This window comes from Pedobacter sp. GW821-FHT01D05 (assembly GCF_059422505.1).
In genome coordinates this window covers 1,932,436-1,948,373 of record NZ_JBWKXA010000001.1, presented here as the reverse complement: position 1 = coordinate 1,948,373, position 15,938 = coordinate 1,932,436, and the positions used below count along the sequence as shown (strand labels likewise).

Here is a 15,938-nt window from a genome sequence, read left to right as displayed (position 1 = left end):
TAAATTTATTAGGGTTTCTTTTTAGACTCAAAACCATACAAACCATTTTGGTAGAGGTACGATGCCATCTGGTAATTGGATATAGCCTCATTAATCAATTTCTGATCTGCTGGTATGGCTACAGCATTTCCGTTAGTAAAATCAGGTTTGTAAGTGCTTGCTTTTTTATTCGGATCGAGAATAACCAGCTTATTGTTTTTAATATAGCCTAAGCTCTGGTAGGTGCTGATAAATGCCCTTTCTTCGTTATCTTTCATTTTAAATACATCCTGACCGAAAAACTTACTGTCGTAACTGAAATTCAGGTAACCTAAAATGGTGGGACCGATATCAATCTGTGCGGTAAGTTTCCCGAATTTGCCTGGTGCAATATGCCTCGGACTATAAAAAATCATGGGAATATGATATTTATCTACCGGTAACTGTACTTTACCCGCACTCGAAGCACAATGATCAGCAACAATAACGAATAAGGTATTTGAAAACCAGGGTTTTTGTTTTGCTTCGCGTATAAATTTACCAATAGCGTAATCGGTGTACTTAACCGCCCCCTCTCTGCCGGTATGTGATGGAATATCAATCCTTCCTTCGGGATAGGTATATGGACGGTGGTTCGAAACCGTCATAATCTGTGCGAAGAAGGGTTTCCTATCTTTATAATCTTTATCCAGTTCGCGTAACGAAAGCGTAAATAAATCTTCATCGGCAACACCCCAGATATTAGAATAATGGATTTCTGAATCCTGAAGCGCACTTCTATCTGTTACCTGATAGCCATTGTTCGAAAAGAACTCGTTCATGTTATCGAAATAGCCATAACCACCATAAATAAATCTGCTGTTGTAGCCTTTCGAACGGAATATGCTACCTAAAGTGAACAGGTTTTTATTATCAGGCCGTTTTACGATCGATTGCCCTGGGGTAGGTGGGATGCAAAGTGAAAGTGCTTCCAAACCACGCACCGTACGCGTACCCGAAGCGTATAAATTATTAAATAGCAAACCTTCTTTTGCCAGCGAATCGAGCTGTGGGGTTATGTGCTGTGTATTGCCAAATGCCGATAAAAATTCAGCGCTTAAACTCTCTACGCTAATCAGCACCACATTCATTTTGTTTTCGATGCCGGTGTTATTGATGGTTCTGGAGGTATTTTTAAATGCTCCGTTTTTAGCAGTAGAATCTTGTTGAAGCAAATTGCTCAGAATAGATTCGGCATTTTTAATCGGGAGGATTTTGTAAAAAGTATTGTAATCGAGCTGATTGTTCCAAAAGGCAAATCCAAAATCGTACATGCCATTGCCCGAAAGCTCGTTCACATATTGATTTTTACTATGGTATTTCCATCTATGGCTTATCCCAAAATAAGTAAGCACAGGCAGGCATAAAAGAATCAGGGCAATAATGGTTCGTTTGCCGAAACTGGTTTTATTGGTGGTAGATATCGTGATAGATTTTCTTAAAAGATAAACGATTAGTGTCGTAATGATCACCAAACCTATCATAATGCTGTTGATCGGGTACGATTGACGGATATTCCCAATAACCTCTGTGGTATATACCAGGTAATCGACAGCTATAAAGTTATAACGGACCGAAAATTCTTCCCAGAAGAACCATTCTGAAATGGCATTGAAAATGAGCGTGAAAACAACGAAGAAAAAATAAATGAACAACAATATCTTGTTGAATTTGCTGGTGTACCATTTAGAAGGGACCAACCATAGGTAAATTACAATCGGGATCACTGCAAAAGATGCCGCTGCAAGGTCATAAAACAGACCAATAACCAGGATCTTAAGTAGATTAAATATCGACCAATCAACTGATGATGCACTATAAATTAATAAAGAGAGCCTCGTAAGCAGCGATATGGCAGATAATAGTACTGTAACTAAAAAAACTGGTCCAAATCTATGGTGGAGCAACTTATTTGTTTTTTCTTTAATGCTCATAGTTAATGATGAATCCAAAGCTTGAATTTTACTTGCCAATTGTTTAATAATTGGCGAAGGTAATTTTCAATTCTGAAGGAATCCTGAAGGTTTGGTTAGGGTTTAAAGGTATCATTAAAGTATTGTACTTAACAATTTATTAATATTCGATTTGTTATTGCTTCGAAAAGCTAACACTTAATGTTGAGGTAAATCTGGCAATGAGTTTGTCGTATAAGGCTTTGTTTATCGTGTTCGAAATTATAATTGTGTTATTTGTGCCTGTACGTGTGGTTTGACCGAAATCGCTTGCTGTTAACCCAGTTACCAATGCGTTAAGTTGAATGGTTACTTTCGCTAAGTATGCTCCTGAAGTAACCTCTACTCTGGGAGCTTCTAATTTGATCAATTGAGTTTGGTTCATTTCAAATCTTACCGGGATTTTAGTTCCTGAAGCTTCAATATAATTTCCTGTTAATAATAATGGCGGGTTGGTAAGCGAGCTGCTCATGGTTAAGTTAAACTGGTTGTGCTCATAAACACCAGCCGCTAATGAAACTGTTCCGGATAATGAATCGAGTTTTAATGCATTAACGAGATATAGATTTTTGGATTCTAAAGATATGGGTGCACCTGCTTTTGTAGCGCTGAATTCTATTTTCGCGATATTAATACTCGCCGTAGTCCAGTTTATACTTCCGTTAGTGCCTGGCGCAACAACTGCTCCACTTGCCGTTGCATTGCTACTTAGCGATGCGCTTAAATTACCTGCACTAAAGCTGTAACTTAATTTGGTATCAGCTGCTACCTCTTTTTTTGTACAGTAGGTAAAAAGCATGACTAATAGTGCAGCAAAAGTAATGTTGTAAAGTTTTTTCATCATATTTGGTTTAGGGGTAAAAGGATTAGTTATACGGTATTAAATATATATCCGAATTCTGTAGTAATTCTGAAGATGTACGAGCCAACCCACTTTTTATCTCCTTAACCCATATTTAAAGCTTATAGGTATAATTAAAGCTGAAAGAAATTCTGCATAGAATATGAATTTGTTTGAAAAGCGATCTATGGTCCGACAACTGCCCATAAGTATCATTGCTACAGTTTTTCTTCAGAATTGGCAGATACTATTGTATTGTTTATTGGTAGATAAATGGAAAAAGAGCAGGAAATATTGCTAAAAAAGGTTGAAACATTCGTTAAAGAGCTTTTAGAAAAGGAACTGCCAAAAAGTATGTACTTTCATAGTTTTGAGCATACCTTGTTAGTTGTAGAGGGCGTTAAAATTATTGGTAAGCAAAATAGTGTGAGTGAAAATGAGTTGCTGACGCTTACTTTGGCAGCCTTTTTACATGATGTGGGCTATACTAAACAATATATCGGTCATGAGCTGGCCAGTGTCAAAATTGCATATGAGTTTTTACTGGAAAGTGGTCTTGAACGCGATCAGATAGAAGTGGTGAGCAACTGCATTCTTGCTACAAAATACCCTCAATTGCCAAGTACCGATTTAGAAAAAATAATATGTGATGCCGATTTTTATCATTTCTCACTTCAAAGTTATACTGATTTTGCCACGAGGCTGAAAAGAGAATGGGAAGAAAACCTTCGTTTGGTATACACAGATTGGGAATGGGATGCCATCAACATCAAAATGCTTACGGGGCACGAATATTTTACCACCTTTGGTAAACAAATATTGCAGAAAAAAAAGAACCTGAATATCGAAAAATTGATACAGCGATTTACCTAAAGGTTTTACATAACAGTTTTAATTTTCTGGTTTTAATGACTACTTTATATCCAATTAAATAACAAAATGATTAAGCAATGAAAATTTTAGTCATTGAAGATGAACAGGCTTTATTAGAGAGTATACTTGCCTATTTTACCGGAGAAGGCAATATTTGCGAGCACGCTTCAGATTTTGCCGCTGCTTATGAGAAAATATCGCTTTATAGTTACGATTGTATTCTATTAGATTTGGGCTTGCCTGGTGGGGAAGGACTGGAATTATTAACCAAACTTAAACAACTGAAAAAAAGAGATGGTGTACTCATTATTTCTGCCCGCCATTCGCTGGATGATAAACTTGCCGGACTTGATCTTGGTGCCGATGATTATTTGGTTAAACCGTTCCATTTATCAGAACTTAAAGCAAGAGTGAGCGCCATTGTCCGCAGAAAGAACTTTGATGGTGATAATGTTATTCTTTTCAATGAGATCACTGTAGATGTTTCAGCAATGAAAATTAATGTTAAAGGTAATCAGGTAATACTCACCAAAAAAGAGTTCGATCTGTTGGTGTATTTCCTTTCTAACCGTAATAAAGTAGTCACTAAAAATGCCATGGCCGAGCATCTTTGGGGCGATGAAATGGACCTGTCGGATGATTTCGACTTTATTTATACCCATGTTAAAAATCTCCGTAAAAAATTGCTCGAAGCCGGAGCAGCAGATTATCTTCGTTCTGTTTATGGGATAGGCTATAAATTTGGCGATATATGAAACTCTCCAACCGTTATAACAAAGCAAATATTTTAACCTCTATCGTTGTATTAATCATTACAGGGATTATTTACTATGTTGTAATCCATTTTATTTTAACCGAAAAATTAGATCGTGATTTAGCCGTTGAAGAAAATGAAATTAACCAGTATGTAAACACTTTTCATAAACTTCCGCTTCCTGCAAGTTATCTCGATCAACAGATATCTTATAAAACCCTAAATGGGACTGTTTCTGAAAGAGAATTTCTAAATACAATTTATTTTAACCCAAAAGAACGTGAAAACGAACCTGGGAGAAGTCTGATTACGGTTGTAAACTTAGATGGTAAAACCATTGAGGTAACCATAACCAAATCGAGGGTAGAATCAGAAGATCTTATTAGAATCATTCTTTTAATAACACTCGGAATTACGGTTGTTTTGCTTTTATCCTTATTGCTGATTAACCGATTTGTACTGAACAGGCTTTGGCGGCCCTTTTATTCTACTTTGAACCGGATGAAAGCTTTCGAAGTAACCCGAATGGATACTATTGAACAAGAGCCAACTAAAATTGATGAGTTTAACGAGCTTAATAAGTCTGTAAATGCCATGGCCGAAAGGGTACGGCAAGACTATAAAGAACTTAAAAGTTTTACCGATAATGCCTCGCACGAAATGATGACTCCATTAGCCGTAATTAATTCTAAATTAGATTCTTTACTGCAAACAGAGTCGTTTACCGAGCAGCAGGGCGCATTATTGGAAGATATTTATCATGCTACAGGCAGATTATCAAGACTTCATCAATCTTTATTGTTGCTGGCCAAAATTGAAAATAACCTGATCCCCGATTTTCAGAATATCGAACTTAAAGAAATGGTAGAAGCAAAAAGCCGCCAGTTTCAGGAGTTATTGGAAAAAGACAGACTGATCCTGACAGAAGACCTTGCTCCGGTTGAGGTTAAAATGAGCCGTTACCTGGCAGATATTCTGTTGAACAATCTTTTTAGCAATGCGGTACGGCACAATGTAAGTGGTGGGTACATTCATATTAAACTCGATCAGCAGCGTTTAACCATTTCCAATTCAGGAAACCCCGGTCATCTGCAAACTAAAATATTCGATCGTTTTTCAAAATCTGTAGATTCAGATGGTATGGGACTAGGTTTAGCCATAACCAAACAAATCTGTAATCTTTATGGCTTTCGCATCGATTACCGTGAAGAAAATGGTGAACATGTTTTTACAGTTTATTTTGGTGATTAATGATACGTCATTGCGAACAGAAGCAAAGATTTTAGCATGGGTGTGAAGCCATCTTTATTTACGTGGTGATAGGTGTTACCACCTGTCACTATCAATTACTCATACAGTACGTCAATGCAAAGGAAGGGTATAAGATAGAAAAGACGAAACAACTCCTAGAGAGATGAATATTTTCTGCGTAGATCAGCGCTGTCTGTGGAAGGCTTAAGAGAAGAATTTTGTCATATTTTTTTATTGCCCGCAGATTTAAGAAGATTTCCGCAGATTTTTAGTGGTGATGGATGTTACCACCTGTCACAAGCGATTACTCATTCCCAAACACCCAATTTATAAAATAACTGTACCAACCGATAACTTCAGAATTTCTCCATAATTCGATTATAGTTTTGATTAAAATTTAAGCTATGAAAAGGTTTTTAGGGGTGCTGTTGATTATGAGCAGTTACAGAAGTCAAACTTATGCTGCTGCCGTTATTGGGTACACTCAAAATATAGATTCGGTTAAAAATGTTCCTGCAGATTCTCTAGGGAGATGGTACACTGGTCATCCGATTCCAAAAAGAAAGTTTCAGGCAACGGCATTTATTGCACCCGTTTTACTTGCCGGTTATGGTTTTGCCGCCGTTTACGATCATGGTGCATTAAAACAATTGGATCTAAGTACCAGGACAGAATTACAGGAAGATCATCCTTTATTTGCGGCTCATGTTGATGACTATATCCAATTTGCACCTGCTGCTGCGGTGTATGCATTGAATTTATCCGGCATAAAAGGTAAGCACAATTTGTTTGATGCTTCGATGTTATATGTTACATCAGCTGCAATTATGGGGGTTTCTACCCATTTTGTGAAACAGGGCGTTGGTAGAGAACGACCAAATGGAAATGGAGAAAACTCTTTTCCCTCCGGGCATACTGCATCTGCATTTATGGCGGCAGAATTTCTGCACCAGGAGTATAAAGATGTTAGCCCATGGATTGGTTATGCAGGTTATTTTGTTGCCACTGCCACCGGAACACTGCGGATGTATAACAACAAACACTGGTTTAGCGATGTTGTGGCCGGCGCTGGATTCGGAATTGCTTCTACAAAGATATCTTATCTTGTTTATCCATATATCAAAAGCCTTTTTACCACAAAAAAAGATGGAAATTTTACGTTTATGCCCTTCCATCAACAAGGTAGCACAGGTTTAATGCTTTCGGGCAGATTTTAATATTGTTCAATTTTTTGAGTTGAAATCATCCAAAAATGAATATAAAGTTGAAATACCTGATTTTATGCGTGGTTACTTTTTGGGTGACAAGGGCAGTGGCTCAAATCCCGTCAAAAAATCTCGATTATTATTTAAAACAGGCTGAATTTACAAGTGCGGTGCTTAAAGATTTTCAGAACCAACAACGTTCGGCAGGGATAGATAGTTTGATTGTTCAGGCTACCGGAGGCCCACAGGTTACGGCCAGTGCTGCAGGCATGTATGCGCCAATTGTGCGTGGCTATGGTTACGATGAAGTGCTTACCAATGGGCAGGCGCTAGAAGCACTACTTAATGTGAATTATGATCTGCTGAACAAGAAACGCATCAATAACCAGCTCGAGGGCATTAAAATCCAAAGCGATTCCATTAAATATGCCGGGCAACTGTCACTATATGATTTGCAAAGATCTATTGCCGATCAATATATTCTAGCTTATGCCAGTCAGGAACAGGTAGATTTTAATCGGGAAGTGGTTATGCTGCTCGAACAAGAAGAAGCACTGCTTAAAAAATTAACCAGAAGCAATGTTTACAAGCAATCAGAGTATTTAACTTTTCTGGTTACGCTACAACAACAGCAGTTGGTAGTAAAACAGGCCGAACTGCAGTTTAAAAATGACTATGCCACGTTAAGCTATTTGGCCGGTATTTCTGATACCACACAGGTTAAGTTAGCCGATCCCCAATTGCAGCTCGCTGGCACCTCAATCGATCAAGGCTTTTTTAACAAACGTTTTGATATCGACAGTTTAAAAAACAGCAATCAAAAAAACGCGATCGATTTTAACTATAAACCCAAACTGGGGGTGTATGCAAATGGGGGCTATAATTCTTCATTTGTTTTGCAGCCCTATAAAAATTTTGGGGCAAGTATTGGTTTTACTATTTCCGTTCCGATTTACGATGGTCATCAGAAAAAAATGCAGTACAATAAACTCAGTCTTTCCGCTAAAACCATATCCGGTTACCGCAATTTTTTTGTCCGCCAGCAACAACAACAGCTAAACCTGATCCGTCAGCAGATTAACCAGACCGATGCGCTCTTTCCAAAAATTAACGAGCAGATCCGTTTTAGCAAGGGTTTGATCGAGGTAGACAGTAAATTGATGCATACTGGCGATTTAAAAGTGGCCGATTTTGTTATTGCGATCAACAATTATATGGCCGCTCAAAATTTGTTGCGCCAAACCCATATTAACCGTTTAAAACTGATCAACCAATTTAACTACTGGAACCGATAACCATGAATAGCTATCTAAAATTAATGTGTGGTGGTATTGCCACGCTGTTTATTTTTTCGGGATGTAATCATTCTGCCCCGGCAGAAACCGTAGATGAGCCCTCGCCAATTACGCCTGTTCAGGTAACTACTGTTCGGGATAGTGCGCTTTCAGAATTTGTGGAGCTTTCGGCAGTTTCGGCCTATCTGGAGAAAAGTTTTGTGAAGGCAAATATCAACGGTTATGTAGAAAGTGCCCAGGCCGTAATGGGCAAGCAGGTGGACACCCATCAATTGTTGTTTAGTTTAATCACCAAAGAAGCAAAATCGATTGGTAATAGCGTAAATAAGCTCGATGCCGGGTTTAAATTTTCTGGTATTTCCAATATCAGAGCCGATCAAGCCGGGACGATTATCCAGGTCAATCATCAAAAAGGAGATTATGTGCAGGATGGAGAAGCTTTGGCCACCATCAGCAACCGCAATAGTCTGGTTTTTCTGCTCGATCTGCCTTACGAATATAATCAGCTGATCACTCAGAATAAAAGCTTGGTTATTCTCTTACCGGACGGAACCAAAATGACCGGAACGGTTTCAGGCACAATGCCTGCTGTTGATTCATCAGCACAGACCCAACGTTATATTCTTAAAGTGGGAACAGGCAAAGATATTCCCGAAGGTTTGATTGCGAAAGTGAGGTTAACGAAAGTAAACCATGCACAGGCCCAGGTATTGCCAAAATCGGCGGTATTGGCCAACGAAACCGAAGATGAGTTTTGGGTAATGAAACTGATTAACGATTCAACGGCGATAAGGGTAAACGTAAAAAAAGGCATCGAAAACCAAAATACAATTGAAGTGCTCGACCCTAAATTTTCGAAAACCGACCGGATCATTACAACTGGAAATTATGGAATAGCCGATACCGCCAAAGTTAAAATCCAGAAGTAGCCATGAACAAGTTTTTCATTTCCCATAAAAACCCAATTCTGGCAGTATTGCTTATCATACTAATAGGTGGAGTCTATGCTTTCAGTCAGTTAAAAACAGGGCTTTTTCCAGAAATTACCTTTCCAAAGATCAAGATTATTGCTGATGCAGAACTCCAGCCGGTTGATAAGATGGTAGTTACCGTAACCAGGCCTTTAGAAAATGCGGTAAAACAGGTGCCCGATCTTCAATTGGTTAGGAGTACCACTAGTAGGGGCAGTTGCGAGCTTTCTGCGTTTATGAACCCCGGGGCCGATATCGATCTGAGCCAGCAACGGATAGAATCGCAGATTGCCAAAATTAGTGCTTCGTTGCCAGCGGGGGTTAATATTTCGGTAGAGAAGATGAATCCGTCTATCCTTCCGGTAAGTGGATACAGCTTAGAAAGTCATAATTATTCGTCCGCTGAGCTTAAAAAAATCGCTACCTATACGGTAAAACCCTTTCTTTCGCAGGTTGATGGCGTTTCTGAGATCCGTGTAATTGGCGGTAAGCGCAAAGAATACTGGCTGGAGCTTGATGTGCAGAAAATGCAGGCGCTTGGAATTGCTCCAGATCAGATCAACAATGCACTCAGCCAAACTAATTTTATAAAATCTAATGGCTACCTCACCGATCACAATTACCTATATCTGTCTGTAACCGATGCTACTGTAAAAAACAAAAGCGATCTGGAAAATCTGGTGTTGAGCAGAAAGGGTAACCGGATTATCAAGGTAATGGATGTTGCCAAGGTAAATATTCAGCAGAGTGTAGAATATACCCGCATCAATGCCAACGGGAAAGATGGAATCCTGATTGCCGTAATCAAACAACCTAATGCCAACCTGGTCGATCTTTCTAACGAGATGTTTACCAAAGTGGAACAATTGAAACACATCCTGCCAGCGGGAGTAAGTATTAAACCTTATTACGTACAGGCCGATTTTGTAAACGAATCGGTAAAAAGTGTACGCGACAGTTTATTAATTGGTTTGGCATTGGCCATTTTGGTGGCTATTATTTTTCTGAGATCGTTCAAGGCAAGTATTACCATTTTAATCACCATCCCGGTTACGCTTTGTTTAACCATAATAGTGCTTTATTTTATTGGGTATTCGCTCAATATCATGACCCTTGGTGCCATTGCAGCGGCCATAGGTTTAATTATAGATGATGCTATAGTGGTGGTAGAGCAGATTCATCGCACACATGAAGAACACCCCGAAGAGCTTACCATGAGGTTATTGAGCAAGGCGGTGACTTATCTTTTCCCGGCCATGTTAGGGTCTTCCATCAGTACGATCGTGATATTTGTTCCTTTTGTACTGATGACGGGTGTTGCAGGTTCTTATTTTCTGGTGATGACCAATACCATGATCATTACCCTGGTTTGTTCCTTCTTTGTTACCTGGATTGGTTTACCCGTGATTTATCTTTTGCTTACCCGTAAAGGGGGGAGTTACGCAGCAACTGACAAAAAAGTAGTGGTACATGAGGTTAAATCGCAAAACTGGGTGCGTTATTTTATACAACGACCTTATATCTCGATCATATTTATGCTCGGACTGATCGCATCGATTTTGCTCGTTTTCCCACATTTAAAAACCGGATTTCTCCCCGAAATGGATGAGGGTAGTATTGTATTGGATTATGCTTCACCTCCAGGTACTTCGCTAGAAGAAACCGACAGGATGCTTAAACAGGTAGAAAAGGAAATTATTAAAATTCCTGATGTTCAGGCGTATTCGCGGAGAACAGGAACACAGATGGGTTTTTTTATTACCGAACCCAATACTGGCGATTACCTGATCCAGCTGAAACATAACAGGACAAAAAGCACTGACGAGGTGATCTCGGAGATACGCACGCATGTCGAAAATACACAACCTGCATTGGTAATCGATTTCGGGCAGGTAATTGGCGATATGCTGGGCGATTTAATGAGTTCTACCCAGCCCATCGAGGTGAAGATTTTTGGCAATGATCAGGAAAAACTGCAGGTTTTATCTAAAAAGGTAGCCGATCTGGTTTCACATGTAGATGGTACAGCCGATGTATTTGATGGCATTGTACGCTCCGGGCCAACGGTAAATATTCAGCCCAATTTTAATATGCTGGTGCAGTATGGTATTAGTCCGGTATCCTTTCAATCGCAGCTCCAAACCGCAATGCAGGGAACTTTAATTGGCGATTTATACGATAAACAACAGCTTTCGCCTATCCGCATGGTTTACCCTGGAAGCAGAACTTTTAGCGTGGCTGATATCAGTAAGCTTAAAATTTTCTTGCCCGATGGGACAACAGTACCCATTCAGCAAATGGCAAAGGTTGATCTTAAAGCAGGAATTGCAGAAGTAGCAAGAGAAAACCTGCAAACCATTGGGGTAGTTACGGCAAGGCTCGATAACCGCGATCTTGGTAGTGTAATGAAAGATCTCCAGAAAGCCGTAAATGCCAATGTAAACCTGCCATCGGGTTACCACATCGAATATGGTGGTGCATATAAAGAACAGCAACAATCGTTCTCCGAACTGCTCACCATTCTTATCGCATCGAGTTTGTTGGTGTTTAGCGTAATCTTATTTCTATTTAAAGATTTTAAAATTGCTTTTCTCATTTTATTAATCTCGGTGCTGGGCCTTTCTGGGAGTTATTTAGCCTTGTTTTTAACCCATACCCCCCTAAATGTAGGCAGTTACACCGGGTTAATCATGATTGTGGGTATTATCGGTGAGAATGCTGTATTTACCTTTTTACAGTTTAAAGAATCCCTTGCCAAACAAAGTGTTGATGATGCCATAACCTTTGCCATCTCTACCCGGTTACGGCCAAAATTAATGACTGCACTTGGGGCAATTATCGCCTTAATGCCTTTGGCTTTAGGTATTGGAGCTGGTGCGCAATTGCATCAACCCTTGGCTATAGCCGTAATTGGCGGTTTTATTGTAGCAATGCCTTTATTGCTCATTGCTTTACCAAGCTTAATCAGGGGAATTTATAAATAGTAGAGCGGAATATAGGGCTATTGGGTTAAGCTTTTTAACAGTTAATGTTTACTATGTATCTATATAAAACAAATGAATTTTATTAATCTATAAATTCTATAGGATTTATAGAATTAAATATTATATTTGCCTGCCACCTGCAAATAACGATATGAATACATTTTACTTTCTTTCATTTTCTACCTACGCTATCCACTGTTCGAATTACCACGAATCAATGCGAATGTGTTGTTGTTACGCGTAAACTTATTGTAAAATGGCTTTCTAAATGGCCAGGCGCTCAACAATAATGCTTTGACTTACCAGTCATAAACTAAAATATATCCTTATTATGAACTTTGCCTTATTTTACAGGACATCTCTTGTAATCATTCCTTTGTCTGGTTTTTTCAAGCCAGATCCGATATTACTTAACAGATATGCAGAACAAAGTTTCATTTGGTAATAAATGAGCAGGTATGGTATTGATACAGAAAAAACAACTCATTAAACAATAGGAGGATAGCATATAAGAATTTTACAAACTATATAAAAACGGGGAAACACAGCTGTATCTCCCCTGGATTAAATCATCGAAACAGGTCTTCAATTGGCGTTGGTACCTGAATCAATTTACCACTTAACCTTAAACAAAAGTATGCAAAAATTTGAAGAAGTCAGGTGGCCCTATGGGTCGGCTTCGCAAGTCTCGTTACCAGTTTTCGGACAGGAAAAGCCTGTTCGATCCAGATTATCAGTTCGTTCCTTACGCACCTTGCGCCATTTAGGAATGTTAATTATCGCTCAATTTATTTTTTCGATTGCGGTTAAAGCACAAACCGTACCGCTCATTAACTCTACCCTCAGCGGTTTGGTTACCGATTCGAAAACCAAAGAGCCCATCCCGGGTGTTGTGGTCCGCATCAATGGAACTACCCACTCTGCAGCAACCGATAATGAAGGTAAATTTAGGTTCGTAACCGGGCAGAAGTTTCCTTATACCTTAACCGTAAGTTACATTGGTTATAAAACCATCGAAATTATTGCAAATGGAAGTCCGATTGAAATTAAACTAGAAGAAGCTGCCAACCAGCTCGATAATGTGGTGGTAGTGGGTTATGGAACGCAAAAGCGGAGTGATATTACAGGTTCCGTTTCCTCCATTTCTAAATCGGCATTAAAACAACCATTAAGTTCGGTAGATCAATTGTTAAAAGGGGCTGCGGCAGGTGTGCAGGTTACCCAAACATCTGGTCAGCCGGGTGGTGGTGTAAGCATCCGTGTAAGGGGTGGGAGTTCTGTACAAGGTGGAAATGAACCTTTATATGTGCTTGATGGATTTCCTTTGTACAACAGTTCGGCTTCGGCAGGCACGCTGAGTGGTACGCCACTTAACCCATTGGCCAGTATTAATCCTTCTGACATTGAAACGGTTGATATTCTAAAAGATGCTTCAGCAACGGCGATTTACGGTTCGAGAGGAGCCAATGGTGTCGTGATCATCACTACCAAAAAAGGGAAAGCAGATCGTAGCGCAGTTACCTACGAAGGAAGTTACGGTACGCAATCGTTAAGAAAGAAGTTAGACCTCTTAAATGCCCACGATTTTGCTTTGCTCCGAAACGATGCTTTGTACGATACCGATCCAACCAAAGGCCGTTTCCAGTATTTGAGCCAGGCGCAGATTGACCAGCTGGGTACAGGAACAGACTGGCAGGCTGAAGCATTCGAGCGTGCACCAACCCAGAACCATCAACTCACCATAAGTGGCGGTAACCCAAAAACACGTTACCTCATTTCAGGGAACTACTTTGATCAGGATGGTATTTTAAAGAATACCGATTATTCGAGAATCAGTATCAGGGCCAATGTAGATGCCCAACCCTTTGAGAAATTTAAAGTAAGTGCAAGTATTACCGGAAGTAAGGCCGATGCCAATGTATCTCCTTCGGGGATCATCAATGGCCTGTTGATTATGCCTGCTACCGCTTCTATTTATGATGCTTCGGGTGCTTATACGCTTCGTAATCCTTTCGAAAATATATTTGCCAACCCAATTGCTTCATTAAAAGAGCAGATCAATAAATCAACCACCAATAAATTTTTAGGGACAGCATTTGGAGAATATACCATTATTGAAGGACTGAATTTAAAAGTATTGCTCGGTGCTGATGTAAACAGCGTAAATGAAAAGAATTATATCCCATCAACCATTTATGAAGGAAGTACCATTGGTGGTTCTGCCGGAAAGGGAACTTATAATTCTTATTCCTGGTTAAATGAAAATACCCTTTCGTACAATAAAGCTTTTGGTAAACATGCTTTAGATGCGGTAATCGGTTTTACGCAACAGGAATTTTCGAGTGAAACCACCAGGGCAAATGCCCAGAAGTTTGTAACCGACGATTTAACCTATAACAGCCTGCAAAGCGGTGCAACTTTGGTAGCGCCTTACTCTGATGCCACAAGATGGGTATTACATTCTTACCTGGCCAGGGTAAATTACAGTTTTGATAACCGTTATTTCTTAACATCAAGTATCCGTACCGATGGTTCTTCCCGCTTTGGCAAAGGAAACAAATGGGGTTATTTCCCTTCAGCAGCGGCTTCGTGGAAAATCAGTAACGAGAAATTTTTCGAGTCCTTACAAAAAACAATTAGTGAGCTTAAGGTACGTGCCAGTTTCGGTACAACAGGAAACCTGGAGATTGGTCAATACCAGTCTTTGGCAACCTTATATAGTCTCAACTATGTTTTTGGCGGCACCACTGCCACGGGTTTTGCACCTAACCGCATTGCGAACGATAAACTGGGCTGGGAAACTACCCATCAATACGATGCTGGCCTGGATATCGGCTTTTTTAACAACCGCATCCAATTAACGTTAGATGGTTATTACAAGAAAACCAAAGATTTATTGTTAAACGTAGAGATCCCCTGGACAACAGGTTATGGTACATCGCTACAGAATTATGGATCGGTATTAAATAAAGGATTCGAAATTGGCCTGAATACCCGCAACCTTACCGGCGCATTTATCTGGAATACCAATTTAAACTTTTCTGTTAACCGGAATGAAGTGCTGAGTATTGGCAATGGTGCACAGTCGTACATCAGCGGAAACTACATTGTAAAAGTTGGCGAACCTTTAGGCAGCTTTTATGGTAATGTAACCGATGGAATCCTGCAAACAGGGGAAGAAGCTACTAAAGGTAAATATACGGGTAGCGCCGTGCCAAAACCGGGCGATAGGTTGTACAAAGATATTAATGGCGATGGTTTGTTTACCACTGCTGCAGATAAAGCCATTATTGGCAATGCACAACCCGATTTCATTTTTGGCTTAACCAATAATTTCGAGTACAAAGGGTTCGATCTGTTAATATTTGTACAAGGCTCATATGGTAACAGTATTTTGAACTCGAATATGCAAACCCTGGAGCTGTTTACCGGGCAACAAAATGCCTCGGCCACCGCTCTAAACCGCTGGACACCAAGTAATCCAAGCCAAACCATTCCAAGAGCCAAATTAGATCCTGCACCTGTATTTTCCGATCGTTTTATCGAAAGCGGTTCTTTTTTGAGGTTAAAAGATGTATCACTGGGTTATACCTTGCCAAAAAAGATCGCTGCTAAGGCCAAATTATCAAATGTATATTTCTATGTAGCCGGGCAGAACCTCCTTACCTGGACAAACTATTCAGGCTTCGATCCCGAAATTACCTCTGGAAGTAATGTATCGCCAGGAACCGATGCCGGTATTTACCCCATCGCCAGATCGGTTAGGGCTGGTTTAAGGTTAACATTTTAATCTA

The 15,938-nt window shown here is 39.7% G+C and carries 10 protein-coding genes; 8 read left to right on the top strand and 2 right to left on the bottom strand.

Going from position 1 to position 15,938, the window contains the following annotated elements; all coding sequences use genetic code 11:
• Positions 1-8: 8 nt before the first annotated feature.
• Both AC07VK_RS07865 and AC07VK_RS07860 read right to left on the bottom strand, forming a co-directional pair.
• The gene (locus AC07VK_RS07865; protein WP_492959524.1) at positions 9-1,952 is read right to left on the bottom strand and encodes an LTA synthase family protein; all 1,944 of its coding nucleotides are present in this window, start codon (positions 1,950-1,952) and stop codon (positions 9-11) included.
• 154 nt (positions 1,953-2,106) lie between these two features.
• The gene (locus AC07VK_RS07860) at positions 2,107-2,814 is read right to left on the bottom strand and encodes a hypothetical protein (protein WP_492959522.1); all 708 of its coding nucleotides are present in this window, start codon (positions 2,812-2,814) and stop codon (positions 2,107-2,109) included.
• A gap of 270 nt (positions 2,815-3,084) precedes the next feature.
• On the opposite strand from AC07VK_RS07860, the gene AC07VK_RS07855 reads away from it, so the two are divergent.
• The 8 genes from AC07VK_RS07855 (at position 3,085) to AC07VK_RS07820 (ending at position 15,934) form a co-directional block, all read left to right on the top strand.
• A complete protein-coding gene (locus AC07VK_RS07855) occupies positions 3,085-3,684 on the top strand; it encodes an HD domain-containing protein (protein ID WP_492959520.1) in 600 nt (199 codons plus the stop codon).
• Between the two features lie 77 nt (positions 3,685-3,761).
• Complete coding sequence (locus AC07VK_RS07850; protein ID WP_492951955.1) at positions 3,762-4,439, top strand: response regulator transcription factor; 678 nt, start codon at positions 3,762-3,764, stop codon at positions 4,437-4,439.
• Positions 4,436-5,689, top strand: a complete 1,254-nt coding sequence (locus AC07VK_RS07845; RefSeq protein WP_492959518.1) for a sensor histidine kinase — start codon at positions 4,436-4,438, stop codon at positions 5,687-5,689. Before AC07VK_RS07850 ends, AC07VK_RS07845 begins: the two co-directional genes overlap by 4 nt.
• 404 nt (positions 5,690-6,093) lie before the next feature.
• Complete coding sequence (locus AC07VK_RS07840) at positions 6,094-6,906, top strand: phosphatase PAP2 family protein (protein ID WP_492951957.1); 813 nt, start codon at positions 6,094-6,096, stop codon at positions 6,904-6,906.
• 35 nt (positions 6,907-6,941) lie between these two features.
• A complete protein-coding gene (locus AC07VK_RS07835) occupies positions 6,942-8,189 on the top strand; it encodes a TolC family protein (protein WP_492959516.1) in 1,248 nt (415 codons plus the stop codon).
• A gap of 2 nt (positions 8,190-8,191) precedes the next feature.
• The gene (locus AC07VK_RS07830) at positions 8,192-9,118 is read left to right on the top strand and encodes an efflux RND transporter periplasmic adaptor subunit (RefSeq protein ID WP_492959514.1); all 927 of its coding nucleotides are present in this window, start codon (positions 8,192-8,194) and stop codon (positions 9,116-9,118) included.
• Positions 9,119-9,120: 2 nt separating this feature from the next.
• Positions 9,121-12,144, top strand: coding sequence for an efflux RND transporter permease subunit (locus AC07VK_RS07825; protein ID WP_492959512.1), 3,024 nt, complete (start codon positions 9,121-9,123; stop codon positions 12,142-12,144).
• A gap of 637 nt (positions 12,145-12,781) precedes the next feature.
• Positions 12,782-15,934, top strand: a complete 3,153-nt coding sequence (locus AC07VK_RS07820; protein ID WP_492959510.1) for a SusC/RagA family TonB-linked outer membrane protein — start codon at positions 12,782-12,784, stop codon at positions 15,932-15,934.
• Positions 15,935-15,938: the final 4 nt, after the last annotated feature.

Coding starts and splice junctions, on each gene's coding strand:
- AC07VK_RS07865 (WP_492959524.1), bottom strand. CDS start 1,952: ATGAGCATTAAAGAAAAAACAAATAAGTTGCTCCACCATAGATTTGGA.
- AC07VK_RS07860 (WP_492959522.1), bottom strand. CDS start 2,814: ATGATGAAAAAACTTTACAACATTACTTTTGCTGCACTATTAGTCATG.
- AC07VK_RS07855 (WP_492959520.1), top strand. CDS start 3,085: ATGGAAAAAGAGCAGGAAATATTGCTAAAAAAGGTTGAAACATTCGTT.
- AC07VK_RS07850 (WP_492951955.1), top strand. CDS start 3,762: ATGAAAATTTTAGTCATTGAAGATGAACAGGCTTTATTAGAGAGTATA.
- AC07VK_RS07845 (WP_492959518.1), top strand. CDS start 4,436: ATGAAACTCTCCAACCGTTATAACAAAGCAAATATTTTAACCTCTATC.
- AC07VK_RS07840 (WP_492951957.1), top strand. CDS start 6,094: ATGAAAAGGTTTTTAGGGGTGCTGTTGATTATGAGCAGTTACAGAAGT.
- AC07VK_RS07835 (WP_492959516.1), top strand. CDS start 6,942: ATGAATATAAAGTTGAAATACCTGATTTTATGCGTGGTTACTTTTTGG.
- AC07VK_RS07830 (WP_492959514.1), top strand. CDS start 8,192: ATGAATAGCTATCTAAAATTAATGTGTGGTGGTATTGCCACGCTGTTT.
- AC07VK_RS07825 (WP_492959512.1), top strand. CDS start 9,121: ATGAACAAGTTTTTCATTTCCCATAAAAACCCAATTCTGGCAGTATTG.
- AC07VK_RS07820 (WP_492959510.1), top strand. CDS start 12,782: ATGCAAAAATTTGAAGAAGTCAGGTGGCCCTATGGGTCGGCTTCGCAA.